The organism is Nocardioides candidus, assembly GCF_041321175.1.
Lineage (GTDB): Bacteria > Actinomycetota > Actinomycetes > Propionibacteriales > Nocardioidaceae > Nocardioides.
On the sequence record NZ_JBGGWC010000002.1, the window covers coordinates 713,133 to 731,958 of the forward strand.

An 18,826-nucleotide genomic window follows, 5' to 3' on the forward strand; every position below is an offset into this window, starting at 1 on the left:
GGTCAGACGGCGTAGCCGCCGTCGACGTCGAGCTTCTGGCCGGTGATGAACCCGGCGCGCGGGGAGGCGAGGAAGCAGACCGCCTCGGCGATGTCGCCGGCGTTGCCGAACCGGCGCAGCGGGATGTTGTTGCGGGTGATCTCGAGCGCCGCGTCGTCGAGCTCACCGGAGGAGATCAGCCGCTCGGCCATGCCGTCGGTGAGCATGCCCGGTCCGACCGCGTTCACCCGCACGCCGAACCGTCCCTCCTCCGCCGCGAGCCCGCGCACCATCGCCTCGACCGCCGCCTTCGGCGCGGACGACAGCCCGTCGCGCACCGGGAAGCGCGCCGTCGCCGCCGTGGTGACCGCGACCAGCGATCCGGCCGAGGACCGCAGCGCCGGCAGCGCTGCGTGCGCGACGGCGAAGAACCCGGCCGCGTCGACTGCGAGCTGCTCGGCCATCGTGTCCGGCTCCACCCGCGAGAGGTGGACCATCGGCACGTGCGGCCCCGCCGCGTAGACCACCGTGTGCAGGCCGCGGAGGTCGGCCACCGCCTGGTCGACGACGCGGCCCACCTCGCGACGGTCGGTCAGGTCGACGGCGTACGACGCCTCGCCCACCTGCGACGGACGCGTCCGATGCGTCACCGCCACCCGCGCACCGCGGGCGATCAGCATCTCGGCGATGGCGTGGCCGAGTCCGCCCGACCCGCCCACGACGAGGGCGCCGCCCCCCAGCCCGGCGAAGTCGGCCGGGCCACTGCTCGTCGCGCTCATCGGGCGCTGAACTCGACCGTGTGCCAGCCCGTGGCACCGTCGGGCAGGACGTCGTGCTCCACGCCCGTCTGCACGTCACCGTCCTTGCCGATCGCCCGGACCCGCAGCTGGTGGTCCCCGTCGTCGACGTCGACCTCGGCCCGCCACTGGACCCAGGTGTCGTCGCTGGGCACCCGCCCGAGGGTGGCCGAGGTCCAGGCACCGCCGTCGAGGGAGACCTCGACGCGCTCGATGCCGGTGTGCTGCTTCCACGCCGAGCCCGCGCAGACGAGGGTGCCGGTCTCGACGTCGGCCCCGCCGTCGGGCACGTCGATCCGCGAGGCGATCTTGACCGGCCCCTGCTCCGACCAGCCGCGGTCGGTCCAGTAGGCGTCGATCCGGTCGAACTTCGTGACCTCCATGTCGACCACCCACTTGCACGCGGACACGTAGCCGTAGAGCCCGGGGACGATCGTGCGCACCGGGAAGCCGTGCTCGATCGTGAGCGGCTCGCCGTTCATGTAGACGGCCAGCATCGCGCTGCGCTCGTCCGTCAGCGCCTCCAGCGGGGTGCCGCAGGTCCAGCCGTCGTCGGAGGTCTGCAGCACGGCGTCGGCACCGTCCTGGATGCCGAGCTGGGCGAGGATCCCCGCGAGCCGCACTCCGCTCCACCACGCGTTGCCGATGAGGTTGCCGCCGACCTCGTTGGACACGCAGTTGAGCGTGATCCAGTCCTCGGTGATCTCCATCCCGATGAGGTCGTCGAAGCTGAGCGTCAGCTCGCGGTCGACCATGCCGTGGATGCGCAGCTGCCAGTCGCGCGGCCGGATGGCGGGCTTCACGAAGGCGGTGTCGATCAGGTAGAAGTCGTCGGCCGAGGTCTGCCAGGCGGGCACGCCGTCGACGTCGACCTTCACGCCGCGCGGCTGCACGGGCTTCGTCGCGTCCTCCACGCGCAGCAGGCGCCGGTCGCGGTCGACGGCCGCGCGCTGGAAGCCCGCCAGCTTGCCGAGCACACCCGACAGCACGGCGATCCCGGCGACGGCACCGGCGGCGAGGAAGAAGCTGCGACGGCTGTGCGTGGGGTCGCCGGCCGCGTCGTCGGAGGCTTCCACGAGCTCCCAGCGCCGCAGCCAGCCGGCCATCACGGCCAGGCCGATCAGCCAGGTGACGAACCCGGCGACGACCGGCACCATCTCCGTCGTCGTCGAGGCGGGCTCGGACATCACCGCGACCGACGCGACGACGCCGAGCACGACGTAGCCGGTGACCGTCAACCACCAGCGGGTGCGCGCCAGCCAGCCGAGCCCGGCGAAGACCAGGGTCAGGATCACGAACATCCCGACGAACAGCGCCAGCTTGTCGTGGCTCCGGAAGGTCTCGATCGCCCAGTGCACGATGCCGTCGGGCGTCAGGTCGCGCACGCCCTCGCCGACGGCGACCGCCGGCGACGCCCGCACGCGGAGCAGGCCGGCGACCAGATAGCTCACCCCGAGACCGAGGGCGCCGACGATCACGCCGGACAGCCACCACCAGGTTCGGGACGTCCTCACGCACTGATTGTGACTCAGGCATGATCGGCGCGTGAACCAACCGCCCCAACCGGGCTCGATCCGCACCGGCATCGGCACCGACGTGCACCGTCTCGTGCCGCGCCCGACGGACGCTCCCCCGCTGCAGCTGGCGGGCCTGAGCTGGCCCGACGAGAGCGAGACGCTGGAGGGTCACTCCGACGCCGACGTCGCCGCCCACGCGGCGTGCGACGCCCTGCTGTCGGCGGCGGGGCTGGGCGATCTCGGCAGCAACTTCGGCACGTCCGATCCTGCCTGGGCCGGCGCCGCCGGCGTCGCCCTGCTCGCGGAGACCGTACGCCGGGTGCGGGCCGCCGGCTTCGAGGTCGGCAACGTCGCCGTGCAGGTGATCGGCAACCGGCCGCGTCTCGGTGCACGCCGCACCGACGCGGAGGCGGCCCTCTCCGCGGCGGTCGGCGCGCCGGTCTCGGTGTCGGCGACCACCACCGACGGCCTCGGCCTCACCGGGCGGGGCGAGGGCGTGGCCGCGATCGCGACGGCGCTCGTGCACGCCGTACCCACCGGACAGGAGGAGACCCGATGACCACCACCTCGCTCACGACGTACGACGGCCTGCGACTCCACGTGACCGTGCACGGCCCCGACGACGCCCCTGTCAGCGTGCTGCTGTCGCACTGCTGGACGGCCGACGAGTCCGACTGGCACTACCAGGTCGCCGACCTGCTGTCCCGCTTCGGCCACCGGGTGCGGGTGATCACCTGGGACCACCGCGGCCACGGGCAGAGCGACCCGACGCCCGAGCGGGACTGCACGATCCCCAACCTGGCGCGCGACCTCGGCGCCGTCGCGGAGACCTTCGCCCCTGACGGCCTGCTCGTCATCGCCGGCCACTCGGTCGGCGGCATGACGATCACGGCGATCCCCGAGGAGTGTCCCGAGCTCCTCGACCGGCTCGCCGGCATCGCCCTCGTGTCGACGTCGTGCGGCGACCTGCGCACGGTGACGCTCGGCCTGCCCGAGATGGGGCCGCTCCTGCGCGACCGGCTGCCGTTCGTGCTCGCGACGCGCGCCCGGATGCTGAGCAGGTCGCGCCGCCAGCGGTTCCCCATCATCGAGCGGTCGATCGCGCGGCGCTTCCTCTTCGGCGACCCGAAGCGCCCGCGCGACGTCGGGCACGTGGTCGACCAGATGATCCACTGCGCACCGGAGACCTGGTCGGGCTTCTTCCGCGACATGATGACCCACGACCGCGTGGGCAACCTCGCTCGCTTCGCCGACATCCCCACCGTGGTCCTCGTCGGCTCCCGCGACCTGCTCACTCCGCCCAGCCACGCCCGTGCACTGGCCAACGGCATCAGCGGGGCGCACCTCGTGGTCGCGCCCGACGCCGGCCACTACCTGCCCTTCGAGCGACGCGAGGTGGTCAGCGAGGAGCTGTGCGCGCTGGTCGACGGCGCCCTCGCACGGGCGGGCCACGAGGAGCGCGCGGCGGGCTAGGACCGGCCTCGGCGGAGGCTAGGCGGCGTCGACCTTCCGCGACCCGACCATCACGACGCCCTCGACGACCTGGACGGCGTAGGCAGGCACCGCGATGTGGCTGTCGTCGAGGCAGCGGCCGGTGCGCAGGTCGAAGCCGTGTCGATGGGCCGGCGACGCCACGAAGGGCACTTCGCCGCGACGCCCCACGATGCCCTTGGCGATGCCTCCCGCGGCGGCCCGCCCGAACGGGTCGTGGTTGCCGAGGGCGTACACCGCGTCGTCGGGCGTGCGGAAGATCGCGATCGCCTGCCCGTGCACCAGCGCCGTCACGCCGCGGTCGACCTCGAGCTCGACCAGCCGGCACACCGGCTGCCACTCCTCGCCCGAGGACCCGATCACCATGGCCGCGACGCTAGGCGCGGGGAGTTCACGCGGCCGTTTCGTCGTGTTACAGCGGTGAAAACCCTCGCTCACCCCGCCGGTACGCTGCGCAGCATGTCCGCCGCCGTGGTGATCCTGGGAGCCGGCAGCGGGTCGCGCGTCGGCGCCCACGTCAACAAGGTCCTGCTCGACCTCGACGGGCTCCCCGTGCTCGCCCACTCCGTCCTCACGGCGCTCGCGCTCGGCGACGTCGAGGCCGTGGTCGTCGTCCACCGACCCGGGGAGGAGGACGCGGTCGCCGCCGCGGTCGGGCCCCACCTGGGCGATCGCGACGTGCTGCTCGTCGCGGGCGGCGCCACGCGGCACGCGTCGGAGCAGGCGGCCCTGCAGGTGCTCGCGCCCCGCATCGAGGCCGGCGAGGTCGACGTCGTGGTGATCCACGACGGAGCGCGCGCCCTCGCCCCCGCGGACCTCTTCGAGCGCACGATCGCCGCGGCGCGCGAGCACGGCGGCGCCGTACCCGTGGTGGCGCTGCCGGGGCTGATCCCCCGTGACGCCGACACGGCTCTCTCCCCTGGCCTGGTCGGGGTGCAGACGCCCCAGGCGTTCCGGGCCGGCCCGCTCCTCGAGGCCTACCGCGCGGCCGCGGACGAGGGCTTCGAGGGCACCGACACGGCGGCCTGCCTGGAGCGCTACCGCGCCGAGACGGTCATCGAGGCGGTGCCGTCGACGCCGGCCAATCTCAAGATCACCTACGCCGAGGACCTCGTCACGGCCTCGCGCCTGCGCTGAGCCGTCAGCGCGGGTCGGTGAGCGCCTCGAGGACCCGGAGGTCCTCGTCCGAGGCGACCCGGCGTGCCGCCGGCGGTGCCTCGACCAGCTCGACCGGACCCGACGAGCGGAGCCGCTCGACGAGCGCGAGGAGATCCGGCTCGGGCCGCGAGCCCAGGGCGGCGACCACCCGGGCCGGAAGGACGACCGGTGAGGCCAGGGCGGCCAGGCGGTCACGGTCGACGGTCGCGCCGAGCCGGCCGTCCGCCGCCTCCTTGACGGTGTCGGTCACGGGCCGCACGCCCACGACCACCACGTCGCGGGCCGCCGCGGCCCGCACGCAGGAGGCGATGAAGTCCGGCGGTGTCATCGGGCACAGCGGGTCGTGGAGCACGACGGGCCGCCCGAGGTCGGCGACGACGTGCCAGGGCACGGTCACGTCGACCAGGTCGATCCCTGCCTCGCCCATCGCCCAGGCAGCGGCCGCGACCAGCGCCTCACCGTGGACGAGCCGGTAGGGAAGCGACCCACGGTCCTCGTCGACCACGTAGCCGACGGCGCGCATCGGCTCGCCGGCCTCGTCGTCCCACGTCTCCACGTCCACGACGCCACCGTAGAGGGCGGGATCGGGGTCGCCGAAATGCGACGGTGCCCCGGCCCGGAGGGCAGGGGCACCGTCAAGCGATCGAGATCAGCTCGCGAGGACCTCGTCGAGGATCGTCTCGGCCTTGTCCTCGTTGGTGTGCTCGGCGAGCGCCAGCTCGGAGACCAGGATCTGCCGCGCCTTGGCGAGCATCCGCTTCTCGCCGGCCGACAGGCCGCGGTCGCGCTCGCGGCGCCACAGGTCGCGCACGACCTCGGCGACCTTCATGACGTCGCCGCTGTGCAGCTTCTCGAGGTTGGCCTTGTAGCGGCGCGACCAGTTGGTCGGCTCCTCGACGTGCTCGGCACGGAGGACGCCGAACACACGGTCCAGACCCTCCTTGTCGACGACGTCACGCACTCCGACCAGGTCCAGGTTGCAGGCCGGGACCCGAACCACCAGGTCCTGCTGGGCTACGATCCGAAGAACGAGGTACTGCCGCTCCTCTCCCTTGATTGTCCGCATCTCGATGTCCTCGATGACAGCGGCCCCGTGATTGGGATAGACGACCGTTTCGCCGACGGTGAAAGTCATATGTGATGAACCCCTTCCTAGGCCTTCATCTTATCACGTCTCAGGCTGCCCTCAGAAAGCGTTTGCGCAGGTCAGGGCGGCAATCGCGGGCTTGACAGACCGCAGATCGTGTGGTGGGCAACCTCACATGGAGGCCAGGAACGCCGTGGTTGAGCGGGATTCGCCGACACGACACTCAGCGGTGCGGCTGCACGGCGACGGCAGGTGGTCAATACTGCTGGCCATGGGAGAGCAGCGTGAGGAGCAGGCTCCGGGGGACCTGGTGGAGGAGCCGGCGCTCGACGAGGACCCCGCCGACGACGCCGAGGACGACCACGAGGACGACCTCGAGGACGACCTCGAGGACGACCTCGAGGACGAGGAGGACGAGGCGTACGCCGACGCGCCCCCGCGGCGCCTGGTCGACCGGGTCCGGTGGACCCCCGTCCTGCTGTTGCAGGCCGCGCACACCAAGCAGGCGCTGGTCACCGCGCTCGCCATGGGCGGCGTCGCGATCCTGACCGACCGGCCGGCCCGCGAGGTCGGCGTGATCGCGCTGACCGTGCTCGTCGGCCAGGCGATCCTCGGCTGGCACAACGACATCGTCGACCGGGAGCGCGACGCGGCCCACCACGCGACCGGCAAGCCGATCGCCGACGGCCGGCTCGATCCCGGGTCGGCCTGGTACGCCATCGTCGTCGCCGCGCTGATCCTCGTGCCGCTGTCGATCACCACCGGCATCACGGCGGGTGGCATCTACCTGGTCTCCGTCTGCATCGGCATGCTCGGCAACGTCATGCTGCGCACGGGCTTCCTCTCGTGGGTGACCTGGGCGGCGTCGTTCGCCATGCTCCCCGCCTACCTGTCCTACGGAGGATGGGGCGGCCAGACCGTCGGCGACCCGCCCCAGACCTCCATCACGGTGCTGGCCGCGCTGCTCGGCATCGGCGTGCACTTCATGCGCGCGGTGTGGGGCCTGGTCTCCGACCACGAGGACGGGTGGACCTACCTGCCGCTCAAGCTGGGCCTCAAGCTCGGCGCCACCCGACTGCTCGCCCTCGCGACCTTCTACACGGTCGTCATCGTCGTCCTCCTGGGCGTCTTCGGCGCCCGCGACGGCCTCACCCGGTGAGCTGCCGGGTGCCGTGCGGCGGACGGTGTCCGGACCGCGGCGCAGCCCGGTGACGAGGAGGCACTAGAGTGCTGCCCGCTCCCTGTGAGCACCCGACCGTGTCCTGATGATTGTGCGGAGGCCCGCCGAAATGCACCACCGACGCTCGACCGCGACCGCTCTCGTCGCGGTGCTGCTGCCCCTGGCCGCCACCCTGACGTCCTGCGGGTTCGACGCCCCGACCGACCGGGTGAACACCATCGCGGCCGGCGTGAACAACCGGGACAACCAGGTCGACGTCCTCGGCGCCCGGGTGGTCGCGTGGAGCGACGGCCAGGGCCGCCTGATCGGGTCGCTGGTCTACAACGACAACGACGCCGACAAGCCCGCACAGCTGACGAAGGTGACCGGCGCCGACCTGTCGCACGACGTCACCGTGTCGGACATCGAGGTGGCCCAGGGCGAGGGCATCAACCTCGCAGGCGACGACGTCACTCCGATCGCCCTCGAGGGCGACTTCACCGCGGGCGACGTCATCCCCCTGGTCCTGACCTTCAGCACCGGCGAGTCCGCCGCGGTCGACGTGCCCGTGGTCAAGCCCTGCCGGCAGTACTCCGAGATCATCGCGCCCGAGTTCGAGGTCGCCGCCGGCAGCGAGAGCGCCTCGCCCTCGGCCGACGCGACCGCCGAGTCGGACTCGGCGGAGTCCGAGACCGACGACACCTACCTGTGCGACCACCCGACGCCGTCGCCCGAGGGCGAGGAATGAGCCACACGCTCGTCCTGCTCCGTCACGGCGAGAGCGAGTGGAACGCGAAGAACCTCTTCACCGGCTGGGTCGACGTCCAGCTGACCGACAAGGGCCGCGCCGAGGCGGTCCGCGGCGGTGAGCAGCTCGTCGCCGCCGGGCTGCTGCCCACGGTGGTGCACACGAGCCTGCAGCGGCGCGCGATCAACACCGCCGCGCTCGCCCTCGACGCCGCCGACCGGCACTGGATCCCGGTCCGCCGCTCGTGGCGCCTCAACGAGCGCCACTACGGCGCGCTGCAGGGCAAGGACAAGGCCCAGGTCCGCGAGGAGTACGGCGAGGAGCAGTTCATGCTCTGGCGGCGGTCCTTCGACGTACCCCCGCCGCCGCTGGCCGACGACGACCCGAACTCCCAGGTCGGCGACCCGCGCTACGCGGACCTCGGCGAGGAGATGCCGCGCACGGAGTGCCTGAAGGACGTCATCGCGAGGCTGCTCCCCTACTGGGAGTCCGACATCGTCGCCGACCTGAAGGGCGGCCACACCGTCCTGGTCGCCGCCCACGGCAACAGCCTGCGCGCGATCGTGAAGCACCTCGACGGCATCAGCGACGAGGACATCGCGGCGCTCAACATCCCCACCGGCATGCCACTGGTCTACGAGCTCGACGAGGACACGCTGCAGCCGGTCACCGCCGGCGGTCGCTACCTCGACCCCGAGGCCGCCGCGGCCGCTGCAGCCGCCGTGGCCAACCAGGGCCGGTGAGCCGCTAGCCCGCCAGCACGCCGTCGGCCACGACGGTGAGCATCGAGCGCGCCGCCTCGGGCTCCAGCTCGCTGTTGTCCACCACCGCCGCCACGCCGCCGACCAGGCGGCACAGCTGCATCGCGTCGACGTCGGAGCGCATCGCGCCCTCGGCGGCCAGCGTGTCGATGACGCGCTGGTTGGCCGTGAGGTAGGTCCGGCACTTCGCGGCGAACGGCGAACCCTCGTCGCCGAGGGCGGAGGTGATCCGCCAGGCCGCGCCCTTGTGCCGGGTCAGGAACTCGACGTACGCATCGAACCAGGCGAGCAGCCGGTCGCGGGGGCTGCCCTCGCCGGCGAGGGCCTTCTCGGCAGCCGCGGTCACCGTCTCGACCCACGCCTGGATGGCGGCGTCGTAGAGCGACTCCTTCGTCGGGAAGTGGCGGTAGAGCGTGCCCACGCCGACGCCCGCGGTCTTGGCGACCTCGTCCATCGTCACGGCGTCGTAGCCCTTCTCGCGGAAGAGCTGGCGCGCGATGTCGGCGAGCCGCTCGCGGTTGCGCACAGCGTCAGCCCGCACCGAAATCACCTTTTCCCTTGCTAAACGGAGACACCCTCCGTATCGTTGAGACTAACCGGAGTCATCCTCCGCTCATCGTACCTCGGCCGACCCGGCCAGAACAGGACCGATCGCTCTTGACCACTCAGACCACCCCCTCCACCCTCGCCACCGAGCCGCGGACCACCGTCCGCACGGTGACGACCGGGACCACCGGCCTCTACATCGTGCTGCTGGCGCAGCTGATGCTGGTGCTCGACTCCGCCGTGATGAACGTCGGGCTTCCCCACATCGCCGCCGACCTCCACTTCGGTCCCGCGTCGCTCTCGTGGGTCCTCAACAGCTACGCCCTCACCTTCGGCGGGCTGCTCCTGCTCGGCGGACGGCTCGGCGACGTGCTCGGCCGGCTCACCGTCTTCTGGATCGGCCTCGCCGTCTTCACCGTCTTCTCCCTGCTCGGCGGCCTGGCCACCGAGCCCTGGATGCTGATCGGCGCCCGCGCCCTCCAGGGCGTCGGCGCCGCCATCGCGGCGCCGTCCGTGCTCGCGCTCATCACCACCAGCGCGCCCGACGAGGCGGCCCGCAACCGCGGGCTCGCCCTCTTCACGGCCGTCTCCTCCGGCGGCGCTGCGCTCGGCATGCTGCTCGGCGGCGTCCTCACGGACCTGCTGTCGTGGCGCTGGACGCTCTTCATCAACGTCCCGATCGGACTCGCGGTGCTCCTCACCGTCCGGCAGTACGTCGCCGACACCCCCCGCCGACCCGGCCGCTTCGACGTCGTCGGCGCCGTCACCGCCACCGGCGCTGCGGTCGCTCTCGTCTGGACCCTGATCAAGGCTCCGGAGCACGGCTGGGCATCGGCCCCGACCGTGCTGGGGCTCGTGCTCGCGGCCACGCTGGTCGTCGTGCTCCTCGTCACCGAGGCGCGACACAGCCACCCGCTCCTGCGCCTGGGCCTGCTCCGCAGCCGCACCCGGATGGCGACGCTCGTGACGATGGCCGGCCTGTACGGCGGCATGCTCGCCACGTTCTTCCTGATGGTCCAGTACTTCGAGGACTACCTCGGCTACGGGCCCCTGCAGACCGGCTTCGCGTTCCTCCCGATCCCGCTGAGCGTGTTCACGATGTCGCGGATCACCCCGCGCCTGGTGGCCCGCTTCCAGCAGGCGCCCATCATCCTGGTCGGGGCGACCGGCGTGGTGGCCAGCTTCGTGTGGCTCAGCCGCATCGAGCCCGGCACCGGCTACTGGACGGTCTTCCCGGCCCTGCTGGTGATGGGCCTGAGCATGGGTGGCAGCTTCATGCCGATCACCTCGCTGGCCCTCAAGGACGTCGAGCCCGAGCATGCCGGAGCCGCCTCCGGCCTGCTGCAGACCATGCAGCAGCTGGGTGGCGCCGTCGGCCTCGCCGTGATCGCGTCGGTCTACGCCTCGCACTCGGTGCCCGGCGACTTCCTGGCCGGCGCCCACGCGGGACTGGACGCCGCCGTGGTGATCGCCGCCATCGCGCTCCTCAGTGCGGCGACGCTCGTCGTCCGGCGCCCGGGCCTACTGCTCGGCCAGAGCGCTCGCCGGGTGACCCGTGACGACGAACACGATGCGGTTGGCGACGGAGACCGCGTGGTCGGCGATGCGCTCGTAGTAGCGGCCGAGTAGCGCGACGTCGACCGCCGCCTCGACCCCGTGGGTCCAGTCGTCGGACAACAGCTCCGCGAAGCTGCGGCGCCGGAGGCCGTCCATCTCCTCGTCGTCCTTGCCGAGGGCGATGGCGGCCTCCACGTCGCGGTCGACGATCACCTTCGAGACCCGGCTGACCATGTCCTCGGCCACCGCCGCCATCTGGGCGATGGTCGGTCGGATCTCGGCCGGCACGGCGACGTCGGGCACGCGGAGGCGGGCGACCTTCGCGACGTGCACCGAGAGGTCGCCCATCCGCTCGAGCTCGCTCACCATGCGGAGGGCGGCCACGACGGTCCGCAGGTCTCCGGCCACGGGCTGCTGCAGGAGCAGCAGGTTGAAGGCCGTCTCCTCCACGCGCTCGCGCGCGCGGTCGATCTCCGCGTCGTCGCTGATCACGCGCTCCGCGACGGCGGCGTCGCCGTTCATCAGGGCGGCGGTGGCGAGTCCGACGGAGGTCTCCACCCGGCGGCAGATGCCGGCGAGGTCCTCGAGGATCGACTCCAGCTCTTCGGTGTAGGCGTCGCGCATGGGGCCGACCGTAGGACGGCGAGTTGTCCAACTGGTGGGTCCCGGTGAACGTGGGATGAACACTGCGAAGCCCGGTGTCCGCGATTCGCGGGGCGGGGTCCGGGCCGCCGTACGATCACGATCGTGGATCCGACGACGCAGGCGCTCCTCGCCGGGCTGCTCGGTTCCCTCGTGGCGGGCGGCGCGGTGCTGGCGTGGCACCTCTCGGACCGCCAGCAGCACCGCCTGCCGCCCACGGAGGAGCCCCTCGTCCCACCCGGCGTGGCGACCGTGCTCTCGGTGCTGCGCAGCAGCGCGGTGGTCATCGACGACAGCGACGTCGTGGTGAAGGCGTCGGCGCCCGCCTTCGCGATGGGATTCGTGCGCGGCACCACGCTGGTCTCCGAGGAGCTGGGCAACCTCGTGTGCGAGGTGCGTCGCGACGGCCAGATCCGCGAGACCGAGCTGATCGTCACCCGCCCCAACGGTCCGCCCCGCAACGTCAGCGCGCGCGTGGCGCCGCTCGGCAGCCGGCTGGTCCTCGCCCTGGTCGAGGACCGCACCCGGGAGCGCCGGATCGAGGCCGTACGACGCGACTTCGTGGCCAACGTGAGCCACGAGCTGAAGACGCCCGTCGGCGCGATCAAGCTGCTCGCCGAGGCCGTGCAGGACGCCGCCGACGACCCCGAGGCGGTGCACCGCTTCTCCAACCGGATGCTCACCGAGAGCGACCGGCTCACCCACCTGGTGCAACAGGTCATCGAGCTGTCCCGGCTGCAGGGCGACGAGCCGCTGGAGTCACCCGAGACGGTCGACCTCGACCGCGTGATCGCCGGCGCGGTCGACACCAGCGCCATGGACGCCGGCGCCAAGGACATCAAGGTGCTGGTCGAGGGCCAGCCCCGCATCGCCGTGCTGGGCAACGAGGAGCAGGTGACCGCCGCCGTCGCCAACCTCGTGGCCAACGCGGTCCACTACTCCGATCCCGGGTCGAAGGTGCTCGTGACGACGAAGGTCGTCGAGGGGTACGTCGAGATCTCGGTCGTCGACCAGGGCATCGGCATCCCCCAGCAGGAGATCGACCGGATCTTCGAGCGGTTCTACCGCGTCGACCCCGCGCGCCACCGCTCCACGGGCGGCACCGGGCTCGGGCTGTCGATCGTGAAGCACGTCGCCGCCACCCACGGCGGTGACGTCCGCGTGTGGTCGGAGGAGGGACAGGGGTCGACGTTCACCCTCACCCTCCCCCACCATCTTGTCGACGACGAGGGACACGCGTCCCTCGTCGCCCCACCAGACCAGGAGGAACGCCCGTGACCCGGGTACTCGTCGTCGAGGACGAAGAGAGCTACAGCGACGCGCTCGCCTACATGCTCCGCAAGGAAGGCTTCGAGGTGGCCATCGCCGCCGACGGCAACGCCGCGCTGACGGAGTTCGACCGCAACGGTGCCGACATCGTGCTGCTCGACCTCATGCTGCCGGGCATCCCCGGCACCGAGGTCTGCCGCACCATCCGACAGACGTCCAACGTGCCGGTCATCATGGTGAGCGCCAAGGACGACGAGGTCGACAAGGTGGTCGGCCTCGAGCTCGGCGCCGACGACTACGTCACCAAGCCCTACTCCCCGCGGGAGCTGGTCGCCCGCATCCGCGCGGTCCTGCGGCGGGGTTCCGAGGCCGACCTGATGCCCGACACCCTCGAGGCCGGCCCGGTGCGGATGGACGTCGAACGCCACGTCGTCACCGTGGACGGCCAGGAGCAACGGCTGCCGCTGAAGGAGTTCGAGCTCCTCGAGATGTTCCTCCGCAACCCGGGCCGGGTGCTGACCCGTGGCCAGCTCATCGACCGGGTGTGGGGCTCCGACTACGTCGGCGACACGAAGACGCTCGACGTCCACGTGAAGCGGCTGCGCGCGAAGCTCGAGCCCGAGCCGAGCGAGCCGAAGTATCTCGTCACCGTGCGCGGACTCGGCTACAAGCTGGACGTCTAGCCTCCCGCGTCCGAAAACCGCGCGACCGGCGTCGGCGCCGCCCCGTAGCGTCATCCGCGTGACGTCCCCCCGCCCGGCCCTGCCCCTTCTCGCCGTCGCGACGACCCTGGTGCTGTGGGCCTCGGCGTTCGTCGCGATCCGCCACCTCGGCCACGACTTCTCGGCCGGGCCGCTGACCCTCGCGCGCCAGGGCACCGGCGCGGTGGCCCTCGGCGTCTTCGCGCTGCGCTCCGGACTGCCCCGGCCCACCGGTCGCCAGTGGGCCTCGCTGGTCGTGATCGGCGTGCTGTGGTTCGCGATCTACCACCTCGCGCTCAACCAGGGCGAGGTGTGGGTCGATGCCGGCACCGCGGCGATGCTGCTCCAGGTCTCGCCGGTGCTCGTCGCCGTCCTGGCCGCCGCCTTCCTCGGCGAGCGCTTCACGGTGCCGCTGGTGATCGGCCTCCTGGTCGCGTTCGCCGGTGTCGCGCTGATCGGCGTGTCCGGGTCGGGCGACGGCAGCACCGACTCGAGCAAGGTGCTGCTCGGCGCCCTGCTCTGCCTGGTCTCCGCGATCACCTACTCCGTCAGCCTGATCCTGCAGAAGCCGCTGGTCGCCGACCTCTCGGCCGTCCACGTCACATGGCTGGCGTGCGTGATCGGCGCCGCGACCTGCCTGCCGTTCGCCCCCGCACTCGTCGACCAGGCCGCCGACGCGCCCGCCTCCTCGCTGTGGTGGGTGGTCTACCTCGGCGTGTTCCCCACCGCGCTCGCCTTCACGACGTACGCCTATGCCCTGCGGCACATGACGGCCTCCTCGCTCGGCGTGACGACCTACCTGGTGCCGCCGCTGACGATCGTGATGGCGCTGGTCTTCCTCGGCGAGGCACCACCGGCGGTCGCGTACGTCGGCGGCGCACTCGCCCTCGTCGGGGTCGCGATCGCCCGGCGCAGCAGGCCGCGCGCCGCGATGCCCGTCACCGCTGACGGTGACGATCTGGCACCTCCGGCAGCCGTCGGACCCGGCACCCCTCCCTGATACATCCTGACGGAGGGTTTGTTTCATCCAGGAGGCCAATGGCAGCGCCTCCGGACAGGTCCAGTCTGGTTGTCGGGGCACCTGCCCCATCACCACTCGGTAGCGATCGGCCCTCTCTGCGGCCGGTCGTCCTGTCCGACCTCTGAAGGGGGTTAACGATGCATGCCCAGAAGACCCGCACGTTCCGCAAGCGGCTCGTGCCGCTCGCCACGGTGGCACTGACGCTCGGCGCCATGGTCGGCGTCGCGCAGCTCGGCGCGAACTTCAACTCCGGCGCCGCCGCCAAGCCGGCGACGTCGTCCTCGTTGCAGACCACTGCAGCGCCCAGCAAGAACTTCGTCGTGAACACGAACAAGGCCGCGACCAAGGGCTACTGGACGGCGGCGCGCACCGAGCACGCCAAGGCGTTCCTGCCCAACCGCACCGACGCCCAGGACCAGTCCTACGGAACCTCGGGGCTGGACTTCACCCGTTCGCGGATCTCCCCGCAGACCGGCAACACCGCGACGCCGTACAGGGCGACCGGCAAGCTGTTCTTCACCGAGCCCGGCATCGGCGACTTCCAGTGCTCCGCCAGCGTCATCGCCAAGCGGATGATCATCACCGCCGCCCACTGCCTCTACGGCAACGGCGGCTTCTACACCAACTGGACGTTCATCCCCGGCTACGACGGCTCGCGGCCCACGCTCGCCCAGCAGCGTCCGTACGGCACGTGGACGTGGGCCCGCGGCCAGGTCCCGACCAACTGGATCACCACGAACGGCTCGCTGCCCAACGCGACGGACTTCGCCGTCCTGGTCCTCAACGACCAGTCGGTCAGCGGCAGCGTGAAGTCGGTCGCCGACGTCGTCGGCAAGTACGCCTTCGCCACGGGTCACCTCTTCGACACCGCGGTGACGATGCTCGGCTACCCGTGCAACTTCGACAGCTGCAACATCATGCAGCGCGTCGACACCAGCGACCACCGGATCCCGCCGGGCACCTCGGGCGCGAACGCGTACGAGTACGGCTCGGACATGACCGGCGGCTCGAGCGGCGGCCCCTGGCTGGAGAACTTCGGCATCGGCGCCCTTCCGACCGGTGGCTGGAAGGTCCGCAACACCGTCGTCGCGGTGACGTCCTACGGCTACACCGACAGCGGCGCCTCGGAGGTCCAGGGCGCGTCGCAGCTCAACGGCGACTTCACCACCATCTACAACGCCAGCTGCGCCGCGGCGACCGGCAACTGCTGACCGCGCGCTGAACAACCCTGGCGGGGTCGTGACCGGAGGTCACGGCCCCGCTTCGGCGTTTTACTTTTCCCGAACGGCGGACAGATGTCCTCGCCGGAAGGGACGATCGCAGACGACAGGGGGATCTCTCCCGGCCACGCGCCCCCGGACCGTGAGCGCGTTCGAACCGGCCCGTTTCCGCGGGTCGCGAGCCAAGGACAACGCATGTCAGATCCGCAGTCGAGCCCCGCCAAGCGCTGGCTCGTACCTCTCGTGACAGCACTGCTCACCATCGCTACCATCCTCGGCGTCTCCCAGCTGAGCACCAACGTCTCCAGCGGCGCGGCGCCCAAGCCGCAGCCCAAGCACCAGACGCCCGTGGCCTCCGCGCCGGCCAACACGGTCACCACCAACCGCAATCCCGACGCGACCAAGGCCTACTGGACCAGGGCCAAGATGAGCGCGGCCGAGGAGGTGTCACTCGTCCGCACGGACGCCTCCGACATGTCCCATGGCACCTCGAACCTGGACTTCACCCGGTCCCGGATCACGCCCCAGACCGCCAACCTCGCCGCGCCGTACCGCTCGGTCGGAAAGATCTTCTTCACCGAGCCCGGCGTCGGCGACTTCCAGTGCTCCGGCAGCATCATCGCCAAGCGCATCGTCATCACCGCTGCGCACTGCGTCTACGGAGGCGGCTTCTACACCAACTGGGTGTTCATCCCAGGCTACGACGGGTCCAAGCCGACCCTCGCCACCCAGCGGCCGCTCGGCACCTGGACGTGGGCGAGCGCCGAGGTCCCGTTGAACTGGATCGACACGGGCGGATCGCTGCCGAACGACACCGACTTCGCCGCCATCGTCTTCGCCGACCAGTCCTTCAACGGCGCTCCCGCGATCCCGCTCTTCAAGAAGGCGGGCAAGTTCGTCTCGGTCACGAACCACCTCGCTGACACCGCGGTGACGATGCTCGGCTACCCGTGCAACTTCGACTCCTGCAACATCATGCAGCGCGTCGACACGAGCGACCACCGGGTCCCGCCGGGCACCTCGGGCTCCAACGCGGTCGAGTACGGCTCCGACATGACCGGCGGCTCGAGCGGCGGGCCGTGGGTGGAGAACTTCGGCAACCCCCTCAGCGCGGCTCCGACCGGCAGCTCCACGACCCGCAACGCCGTCGTGGCCGTGACGTCCTACGGCTACACCGACGGGGGCTCGGCCCTGGTCCTCGGCGCGTCGAACCTCGACTCCCGGTGGACGACCATCTTCAGCAACAGGTGCGCGGCAGCTGTCGGCAACTGCTGATCGCTCACCGACCGACCAGGCGGGGTCGTGACCACCAGGTCACGGCCCCGTCTCGTCGTCGGTCTCCAGCCACCCGCGGAACGCCTCGAGGTTGCGGGTCGACTCCCCCCGCGAGATCCGCCACTCCCACTCCTTGCGGATCGAGGTCTCGAAGCCGAGCTCGAGGATGGAGTTGAAGGACTCGTCGGCGTAGGTCAGCACCGACCCGAGGAGCCGGTCGAGCTCGTCGGGCGTGATCGCGGCGAGCGGCAGGCGGGCGTCCAGGTAGATGTCGCCGTGCTGGTCGAGGGCGAAGGCGACGGCGTACATCCGCATGTTGCGCTCGAGCAGCCAGCGATAGACGCGCTCGAACTGCTCGTCGGGGCGCCGGCACACGAACGCGTGCACGCCGAGCGCGTGCGGTCCGATGTCGAGGCGGACGGGGGTCTGCTGCTTGCGCTCCCCGGGCAGCGAGAGCGTGAAGACGCCCTCGCGCGGCTCCTCGTGGTCGATCTCGTTGTCGACGAGGTGCTGGCGTACGACGGCAGCGGGGTCGGGGGCGGGGTCGGGAGCGCACACGCTCCTAGCCTGCCATCGCCTCGCGCACGCGGGCCGCGCGGTGGTAGGCGGCGAGGGTCCGGGCCGCGGTCTCGTCCCAGGAGAAGGCCTGGGCCTGCTTGACCGCGCCCTCGGCCAGTTGGTCGCGATAGGCATCGTCGAGCAGCACCGGCTCCAGCGCGCGCGCCCAGTCGCGGGGGTCGTGGGTGTCGACCAGGAGTCCGCTGCGCCCGTGCCGCACGACGGTGGTGAGCCCGCCGACCGCGGCGGCGACCACCGGCGCGCCCGAGGCCTGGGCCTCGACCGCCACCAGCCCGAACGACTCGTTGTAGGACGGTACGGCGACCACGGACGCCGCGGCGTACCACCCCGCCAGCTCGTGCTGCGGCACCGGCGGCACGAACCGCACGACGTCGGTGATGCCGAGCTCGTCGGCCAGGTTGGCCAGCGCGGTCGGCCGCTCGAGGCCGCTGCCCGAAGGACCGCCGACGACCGGCACGACCAGGCGCCGACGGAGCTCGGGGCGCAGCCGGAGCAGCTCGGCGGTCGCGTGGAGCAGCACGTCGGGAGCCTTCAGGGGCTGGATCCGGCCGGCGAAGAGCAGCACGAGCGCGTCGGGGGCGATGCCCCGGGCGGCGCGGGCGGCTGCCTGGTCCTGCGGCCGGAAGACGGTGTCGTCGACGCCGGGGTGGACCACGGCGACGCGGTCGGGGTCGGCGTCGTAGAGGTCGACGAGCTGGCGCGCCTCGAGCGTGGTGTTGGCGATCAGCAGGTCGGAGGCCTCGACGACCTGGTCCTCCCCGATCAGGCGGGCGGTGGGCTCGGGGGTGTCCCCCTCGGCGAGGGCCGCGTTCTTCACCTTCGCCATCGTGTGCATGGAGTGGACGAGCGGGACCCCCCACCGGTCGCTCGCCAGCGCTCCGACCTGCCCGGAGAGCCAGTAGTGGGAGTGGACGACGTCGTAGTGGCCGAGCGGCTGGGCCGCCTCGGCGCGCAGCACCTCGCGGGCGAAGACGCACAGCTGGCCGGGAAGCTCGTCCTTGGTGAGGCCCTCGAACGGGCCGGCGTGGACGTTGCGGACCTCGACGCCGTCGGCCATCCGCACGACCGGCTCCAGCATGCTCGTCGTGGCCCGGGTGAAGATGTCGACCTCGATGCCGCGCTGTGCCAGCCGGCGGGCGACCTCGACGACGTAGACGTTCATGCCGCCCGCGTCCCCGGTGCCGGGCTGGTCGAGCGGCGAGGTGTGCAGGCTGATCATCGCCATCCGGCGGATCTCGGTCATGCACACCTCCACGGCGACGTCGGGACTGCCCCGAAGCGTTGCAACCGGTGCCGATCACGGTGCATTCCCCGGGCTG

General features: G+C 71.7%; 21 protein-coding genes. 12 read left to right on the top strand and 9 right to left on the bottom strand.

From position 1 onward, the window contains the following. Positions 1–2: 2 nt before the first annotated feature. Together ACAX67_RS13125 and ACAX67_RS13130 are read right to left on the bottom strand one after the other, a co-directional pair. A complete protein-coding gene (locus ACAX67_RS13125) occupies positions 3–758 on the bottom strand; it encodes an SDR family NAD(P)-dependent oxidoreductase (RefSeq protein WP_370704294.1) in 756 nt (251 codons plus the stop codon). Beyond that, positions 755–2,290 (bottom strand): molybdopterin-dependent oxidoreductase, encoded by a 1,536-nt coding sequence (locus ACAX67_RS13130; protein ID WP_370704295.1) that lies wholly within the window; start codon positions 2,288–2,290, stop codon positions 755–757. Before ACAX67_RS13130 ends, ACAX67_RS13125 begins: the two co-directional genes overlap by 4 nt. Before the next feature lie 31 nt (positions 2,291–2,321). Here ACAX67_RS13130 and ispF point away from each other — a divergent pair, with 31 nt between their 5' ends. After that, on the top strand, positions 2,322–2,852 hold the full coding sequence (ispF, locus tag ACAX67_RS13135) for a 2-C-methyl-D-erythritol 2,4-cyclodiphosphate synthase (RefSeq protein ID WP_370704296.1): 531 nt from the start codon (positions 2,322–2,324) through the stop codon (positions 2,850–2,852). After that, positions 2,849–3,766, top strand: coding sequence for an alpha/beta fold hydrolase (locus tag ACAX67_RS13140; protein ID WP_370704297.1), 918 nt, complete (start codon positions 2,849–2,851; stop codon positions 3,764–3,766). Before ispF ends, ACAX67_RS13140 begins: the two co-directional genes overlap by 4 nt. A gap of 18 nt (positions 3,767–3,784) precedes the next feature. On the opposite strand, the gene nirD is transcribed toward ACAX67_RS13140, so the two are convergent. After that, positions 3,785–4,150, bottom strand: a complete 366-nt coding sequence (nirD, locus tag ACAX67_RS13145; RefSeq protein ID WP_370704298.1) for a nitrite reductase small subunit NirD — start codon at positions 4,148–4,150, stop codon at positions 3,785–3,787. 93 nt (positions 4,151–4,243) lie between these two features. Here nirD and ACAX67_RS13150 point away from each other — a divergent pair, with 93 nt between their 5' ends. Then, positions 4,244–4,921, top strand: a complete 678-nt coding sequence (locus tag ACAX67_RS13150; protein WP_370704299.1) for an IspD/TarI family cytidylyltransferase — start codon at positions 4,244–4,246, stop codon at positions 4,919–4,921. Positions 4,922–4,925: 4 nt separating this feature from the next. On the opposite strand, the gene ACAX67_RS13155 is transcribed toward ACAX67_RS13150, so the two are convergent. Together ACAX67_RS13155 and ACAX67_RS13160 are read right to left on the bottom strand one after the other, a co-directional pair. Then, the gene (locus ACAX67_RS13155; RefSeq protein ID WP_370704300.1) at positions 4,926–5,504 is read right to left on the bottom strand and encodes a 2-C-methyl-D-erythritol 4-phosphate cytidylyltransferase; all 579 of its coding nucleotides are present in this window, start codon (positions 5,502–5,504) and stop codon (positions 4,926–4,928) included. An 87-nt stretch (positions 5,505–5,591) separates the two neighbouring features. Further along, positions 5,592–6,077 carry a CarD family transcriptional regulator gene (locus ACAX67_RS13160; protein ID WP_109692364.1) on the bottom strand — a complete coding sequence of 162 codons (486 nt, stop codon included), beginning with the start codon at positions 6,075–6,077 and terminating at the stop codon, positions 5,592–5,594. A gap of 223 nt (positions 6,078–6,300) precedes the next feature. Here ACAX67_RS13160 and ACAX67_RS13165 point away from each other — a divergent pair, with 223 nt between their 5' ends. From ACAX67_RS13165 to ACAX67_RS13175, 3 genes are all read left to right on the top strand, one after another. Beyond that, entirely contained in the window at positions 6,301–7,188 is an 888-nt protein-coding gene (locus ACAX67_RS13165; protein ID WP_370704301.1) for a UbiA family prenyltransferase, read from the top strand. 130 nt (positions 7,189–7,318) lie between these two features. Continuing rightward, on the top strand, positions 7,319–7,936 hold the full coding sequence (locus tag ACAX67_RS13170) for a copper chaperone PCu(A)C (RefSeq protein WP_370704302.1): 618 nt from the start codon (positions 7,319–7,321) through the stop codon (positions 7,934–7,936). Further along, the gene (locus ACAX67_RS13175; RefSeq protein ID WP_370704303.1) at positions 7,933–8,679 is read left to right on the top strand and encodes a phosphoglyceromutase; all 747 of its coding nucleotides are present in this window, start codon (positions 7,933–7,935) and stop codon (positions 8,677–8,679) included. Before ACAX67_RS13170 ends, ACAX67_RS13175 begins: the two co-directional genes overlap by 4 nt. A gap of 4 nt (positions 8,680–8,683) precedes the next feature. Here the strand turns inward: ACAX67_RS13175 and ACAX67_RS13180 are convergent, their stop codons facing one another. Continuing rightward, positions 8,684–9,238: a TetR/AcrR family transcriptional regulator gene (locus ACAX67_RS13180; RefSeq protein WP_370704304.1), complete on the bottom strand. Its 555-nt coding sequence runs from the start codon at positions 9,236–9,238 to the stop codon at positions 8,684–8,686. Between the two features lie 116 nt (positions 9,239–9,354). Here ACAX67_RS13180 and ACAX67_RS13185 point away from each other — a divergent pair, with 116 nt between their 5' ends. Continuing rightward, positions 9,355–10,872, top strand: coding sequence for an MFS transporter (locus tag ACAX67_RS13185; RefSeq protein ID WP_370704305.1), 1,518 nt, complete (start codon positions 9,355–9,357; stop codon positions 10,870–10,872). Here the strand turns inward: ACAX67_RS13185 and phoU are convergent. Further along, a complete protein-coding gene (phoU, locus tag ACAX67_RS13190; protein WP_370704306.1) occupies positions 10,765–11,424 on the bottom strand; it encodes a phosphate signaling complex protein PhoU in 660 nt (219 codons plus the stop codon). The genes ACAX67_RS13185 and phoU overlap by 108 nt on opposite strands. 123 nt (positions 11,425–11,547) lie before the next feature. On the opposite strand from phoU, the gene ACAX67_RS13195 reads away from it, so the two are divergent. The 5 genes from ACAX67_RS13195 (at position 11,548) to ACAX67_RS13215 (ending at position 16,928) form a co-directional block, all read left to right on the top strand. Continuing rightward, complete coding sequence (locus ACAX67_RS13195; RefSeq protein WP_370704307.1) at positions 11,548–12,720, top strand: sensor histidine kinase; 1,173 nt, start codon at positions 11,548–11,550, stop codon at positions 12,718–12,720. Next, positions 12,717–13,394 carry a response regulator gene (locus ACAX67_RS13200; RefSeq protein WP_370704308.1) on the top strand — a complete coding sequence of 226 codons (678 nt, stop codon included), beginning with the start codon at positions 12,717–12,719 and terminating at the stop codon, positions 13,392–13,394. Before ACAX67_RS13195 ends, ACAX67_RS13200 begins: the two co-directional genes overlap by 4 nt. Positions 13,395–13,452: 58 nt before the next feature. Then, positions 13,453–14,412: a DMT family transporter gene (locus tag ACAX67_RS13205; protein WP_370704309.1), complete on the top strand. Its 960-nt coding sequence runs from the start codon at positions 13,453–13,455 to the stop codon at positions 14,410–14,412. A gap of 158 nt (positions 14,413–14,570) precedes the next feature. Then, entirely contained in the window at positions 14,571–15,644 is a 1,074-nt protein-coding gene (locus ACAX67_RS13210; protein ID WP_370704310.1) for a trypsin-like serine peptidase, read from the top strand. A 204-nt stretch (positions 15,645–15,848) separates the two neighbouring features. Continuing rightward, positions 15,849–16,928 carry a trypsin-like serine peptidase gene (locus ACAX67_RS13215; RefSeq protein WP_370704311.1) on the top strand — a complete coding sequence of 360 codons (1,080 nt, stop codon included), beginning with the start codon at positions 15,849–15,851 and terminating at the stop codon, positions 16,926–16,928. Positions 16,929–16,967: 39 nt separating this feature from the next. On the opposite strand, the gene ACAX67_RS13220 is transcribed toward ACAX67_RS13215, so the two are convergent. After that, entirely contained in the window at positions 16,968–17,486 is a 519-nt protein-coding gene (locus ACAX67_RS13220) for a type III secretion system chaperone family protein (protein WP_370704312.1), read from the bottom strand. 4 nt (positions 17,487–17,490) lie between these two features. Further along, the gene (gene mshA / locus ACAX67_RS13225; protein WP_370704313.1) at positions 17,491–18,750 is read right to left on the bottom strand and encodes a D-inositol-3-phosphate glycosyltransferase; all 1,260 of its coding nucleotides are present in this window, start codon (positions 18,748–18,750) and stop codon (positions 17,491–17,493) included. Positions 18,751–18,826 lie beyond the last annotated feature (76 nt).

Bases quoted from the DNA above. Each gene is read 5' to 3' on its own strand.
- ACAX67_RS13140 (WP_370704297.1), top strand. From the start codon at position 2,849: ATGACCACCACCTCGCTCACGACGTACGACGGCCTGCGACTCCACGTG.
- ACAX67_RS13150 (WP_370704299.1), top strand. From the start codon at position 4,244: ATGTCCGCCGCCGTGGTGATCCTGGGAGCCGGCAGCGGGTCGCGCGTC.
- phoU (WP_370704306.1), bottom strand. From the start codon at position 11,424: ATGCGCGACGCCTACACCGAAGAGCTGGAGTCGATCCTCGAGGACCTC.
- ACAX67_RS13160 (WP_109692364.1), bottom strand. From the start codon at position 6,077: ATGACTTTCACCGTCGGCGAAACGGTCGTCTATCCCAATCACGGGGCC.
- ACAX67_RS13165 (WP_370704301.1), top strand. From the start codon at position 6,301: ATGGGAGAGCAGCGTGAGGAGCAGGCTCCGGGGGACCTGGTGGAGGAG.
- ACAX67_RS13125 (WP_370704294.1), bottom strand. From the start codon at position 758: ATGAGCGCGACGAGCAGTGGCCCGGCCGACTTCGCCGGGCTGGGGGGC.
- ACAX67_RS13175 (WP_370704303.1), top strand. From the start codon at position 7,933: ATGAGCCACACGCTCGTCCTGCTCCGTCACGGCGAGAGCGAGTGGAAC.
- mshA (WP_370704313.1), bottom strand. From the start codon at position 18,750: ATGACCGAGATCCGCCGGATGGCGATGATCAGCCTGCACACCTCGCCG.
- ACAX67_RS13215 (WP_370704311.1), top strand. From the start codon at position 15,849: ATGTCAGATCCGCAGTCGAGCCCCGCCAAGCGCTGGCTCGTACCTCTC.
- ACAX67_RS13210 (WP_370704310.1), top strand. From the start codon at position 14,571: ATGCATGCCCAGAAGACCCGCACGTTCCGCAAGCGGCTCGTGCCGCTC.
- nirD (WP_370704298.1), bottom strand. From the start codon at position 4,150: ATGGTGATCGGGTCCTCGGGCGAGGAGTGGCAGCCGGTGTGCCGGCTG.
- ACAX67_RS13170 (WP_370704302.1), top strand. From the start codon at position 7,319: ATGCACCACCGACGCTCGACCGCGACCGCTCTCGTCGCGGTGCTGCTG.